The following is a 3274-nucleotide window of genomic DNA, read 5'->3' as shown; positions in this document are numbered from 1 at the left end:
GACCATCTCCTGCGGCTGCGTCACTCGAAGCGCCTCAACCCCGACGACTTCGAGCGCGTCTGGAGCAACGCGCGGAAAGCCAGCTTCCAACTGGTGCCTCTTTCCTGATGTCAACGAAAAAGATTGCTATCAAGGATCTATCGCCGGTCTTGCACGTCATCATGGGAGATGCGGCGATGCTTCCTCGCGACCCGGATCACTCCGCGACCGCATCGAACACCATCAGCTCCCACGGAAAGCCGATCGCCGCGCGGTTCTGGCGGACGACGCGGAAGCCCGCGCCGCGCAGCAGCCCCGCCGCTTCCTCGCTCGAGTACATGCGGTGAAAGGGATTTCTGGAGATGCGGAGCGCCAGGTCGAGCGCCTTCATCCGCAGCGCGTCGCGGCACCAGTCGAGCAGGATGAACCGCCCGCCGCCGCGCAGCACCCGATGCACCTCCGCGAGCACGACCTCCGGCTCCGCCCAGTCGTGCAGCGCGGACGCGGAGACCACCGTGCCGAACGCCGCATCGCGGAACGGCAGCGCCGCCGCGTCGGCCGTCGCCAGCGCGGCGGGGAAGGGTACCGCCGCGAGCTTCGGCCGCGCCGCGAGCAGCATCTCCGGCGCCAGGTCCGCGCCCACGTAGCGGCCGGCACGCGCGCCCCACTCCGCCAGCCGCGGCGCCAGGTTCGCCGTCCCGCACGCCAGGTCGAGGACGTCGCCCGGCTCCGCCCCCGCGACGAACGGTCGCAGCAGCGCCATGCTCCCGGCGTTGTACGCCGCCCACCGCCGGTCGTACCGCGCCGCCAGCGCCGCATACTCGCTGCGCACGGACGATGTCATCGCGAACCCGCCGCGCGGCCGCGTCTCATCGAAGTCCGCGAAGGCGGCGCGAAGGCGGACTGTGTGCCGTTGTAGCCGCGAGTTCACTCGCATCTTTCACGAATGCGTAGGAATGGGGGGGAAGTTTCGGCGCGGATCCGCGGCTGACGTGCTCGGCCGGCTATAGATCCTTCGGCCTGCAAAAGCTTGTGCATGCTGCGCTTGCGGTGTGGGCGGCCTCAGGATGACGTCTCCTCTTTCTCTTGCGGATCATCTCCGAAACGCGAAGTGCGCCGGGCCGCGACGACCCAACGCACTTCCGCACTCCCGCACCTCACGCACTTCCGCCGTACCTCACATCCGCTTGTACGCCGGGCCGCTTCCGCCCTCGCGCGGCGTCCACCGCGGGCCGACGACGTCCGTGGCCTTGCAGTCGATGCAGTTGGGCGCGTTCACCACCAGGCGGTCGCCCTGGCGCTCGTAGACGCCGGCCGGGCAGACGTGCGAGTAGAAGTCGGCCACCTCGCCGCTCACGTCTTTCCCCACGATCAGGTGGCTGGGGATGTCGTCGCGCGTCTGGTTCCCGCTCTTGAACACCGCGTCCACCTTGCTGAACGTCAGCCGGTTGTCGGGAACGAACGGCTGCTCCGGCGCCACCGTGCGCTCGGCCTCGGCGTCGGCGTGCATGCTGATCTTCCCGCCGGGGACCTTGCCGCCGGTGATCGTCATCAGCCCCGCCTTGAAGCCGCCCACGAAGAAGCCGCTCTTGAACGCCAGCCGCATGTTGCGCGTGCGGTACAGATCCTCGCGGATGTAGCTCTGGTCCACCGAGCGGTCGTACGCGGCCAGCCCCGTCTGCGACACGTCGCCCGCCTTCAGCCCGTCGAAGATGGCGCGCGCGGCGTAGATCCCGCTCTGCATGGCGTAGTGGATCCCCTTCAGCGACGGCACGTCCACGAAGCCGGCGGTGTCGCCCACCATCACCACCCCGTCGCCGGTGCGGCGCTGCGGCAGGGCGTAGAAGCCGCCCTCGGGGATCGTCTTGGCCCCCCACTCCACCATCTCGCCGCCCTCCAGGTACTTCCGGAAGAACGGGTGCAGCTTCATCCGCTGGAAGAGCTGGTGCACGTCCAGCGTGCTCGACTTGTAGTCGAGGCCGACGACGAGGCCGAGGGCGACCAGGTTCGGCTCCAGCGCGTACATGAAGCTCCCCCCGAAGGCATCGCGCGGAAGCGGCCACCCCAGCGTGTGCACGATCCCCTCGAACGGCACCTTCGTCTCCCACAGCTCCTTCACCCCCAGCGCGAAGATCTGCGGGTTCTCCGACCCGATTCCCTGCCACTCGCGGTACGCCTGCCCCAGCGGCCCGCGCGTCCCCTCGGCCAGCACGGTGACGCGCGCGGTCAGGTCGGTCGGCGGCTCGGCGCCCGCGCCCGGAGTGCCGTCGCGCTTCAGCCCCGAGGGCGTGGTGCGGCAGCCGATCACCTTCTGCCCGTCGACCAGCAGCGCATCGACCGGGAAGCCGGGAAGGACGTTGATCTCCAGCTCCTCGGCCTTCGTCCCCAGCCACCGCACGATCTCGCAGATCGAGGCGATGTAGTTGCCGTGGTTCTTCATCGGCGGGGGCGTGGGCAGGCGGATCTGGCCGTTCTCGCGCAGCAGCAGCACCTGCTCCCTGCGCACCTCGCCGCGGAAGGGAAAGTCGGTGTCCTTCATCTCCGGGAACAGCTCCCGGAAGGCACGCGGGTTCACCACCGCGCCGGAGAGGTTGTGCTCGCCCAGCGTGGCCGCCTTGTCCAGGATGGCGATCTGCAGCCCGCCCAGATCGCCCCCCGCCTCGCCATCCTTCTTCGCCAGCCGCGCCAGCTCGATGGCGCACGCCAGCCCGGCGGGCCCGGCGCCCACGATCACCACGTCCATCTCCAGCGCCTCGGCGTCGGGTGCCTCGGCCAGGATCAGGCGCTCGCGCGGCAGCGCGGGCTGGTGGACGACGGGTAGGATGCGGTCAGCCATCGTGTCGTTCTCCGACGCGGTTCGGATGCGGTTCGATCGATCGGGCTCAGGAACGGCGCGGAAGATACGGAACGCGCGCGGACGCCGCAAAGCCGGAGCGCCCACGCTCGCACTTTCGCACCCTCGCACTTTCGCACATCCCGCTCTCGCGCTGTCTCACCACGGTACGACGGGCTTCGGGCGTGTTTGGCGCCGAGGCGCCAAACCGGGCTGCGCGCGCGGTAGGCAACGATACGACCGTTGCCAACCGCGCCGGGCCCGCGGCGGCCCGCCCGGCATCCCCGTGGACGGGCGTTCCGGCGAGGCGGGCCGCCGCGTTCCCGGCCCTCCGGGCGCGCATCCCTTCTATGAGCACGCGCCGGTGTCAAGGGCCTGGAGGAGGGCAAAACCCGCCTCAGGGGCAGTTGTGCGTCTTTCTGCCCCACTGCGATTCAATGGCACCGCCGCACTGCGGGCCGC

General features: G+C 69.9%; 2 protein-coding genes. Both read right to left on the bottom strand.

What is annotated here, in order from left to right; translation table 11 throughout:
* Positions 1-196: 196 nt before the first annotated feature.
* Positions 197-823 (bottom strand): class I SAM-dependent methyltransferase, encoded by a 627-nt coding sequence (locus VLK66_RS10355; protein WP_325309331.1) that lies wholly within the window; start codon positions 821-823, stop codon positions 197-199.
* Between the two features lie 333 nt (positions 824-1156).
* Positions 1157-2815: an electron-transfer flavoprotein:ubiquinone oxidoreductase gene (locus VLK66_RS10350; protein WP_325309330.1), complete on the bottom strand. Its 1659-nt coding sequence runs from the start codon at positions 2813-2815 to the stop codon at positions 1157-1159.
* Between the last annotated feature and the right edge of the window lie 459 nt (positions 2816-3274).

Origin of the sequence: Longimicrobium sp., from assembly GCF_035474595.1 — a bacterium.
Lineage (GTDB): Bacteria > Gemmatimonadota > Gemmatimonadetes > Longimicrobiales > Longimicrobiaceae > Longimicrobium.
The sequence above is the reverse complement of the archived record's forward strand: the minus strand, read 5'-3'. Positions and strand labels throughout refer to the sequence as shown.

What these genes read in the sequence shown, in the direction of transcription:
- VLK66_RS10350 (WP_325309330.1), bottom strand. Translation starts at nt 2,815, where the DNA reads ATGGCTGACCGCATCCTACCCGTCGTCCACCAGCCCGCGCTGCCGCGC.
- VLK66_RS10355 (WP_325309331.1), bottom strand. Translation starts at nt 823, where the DNA reads ATGACATCGTCCGTGCGCAGCGAGTATGCGGCGCTGGCGGCGCGGTAC.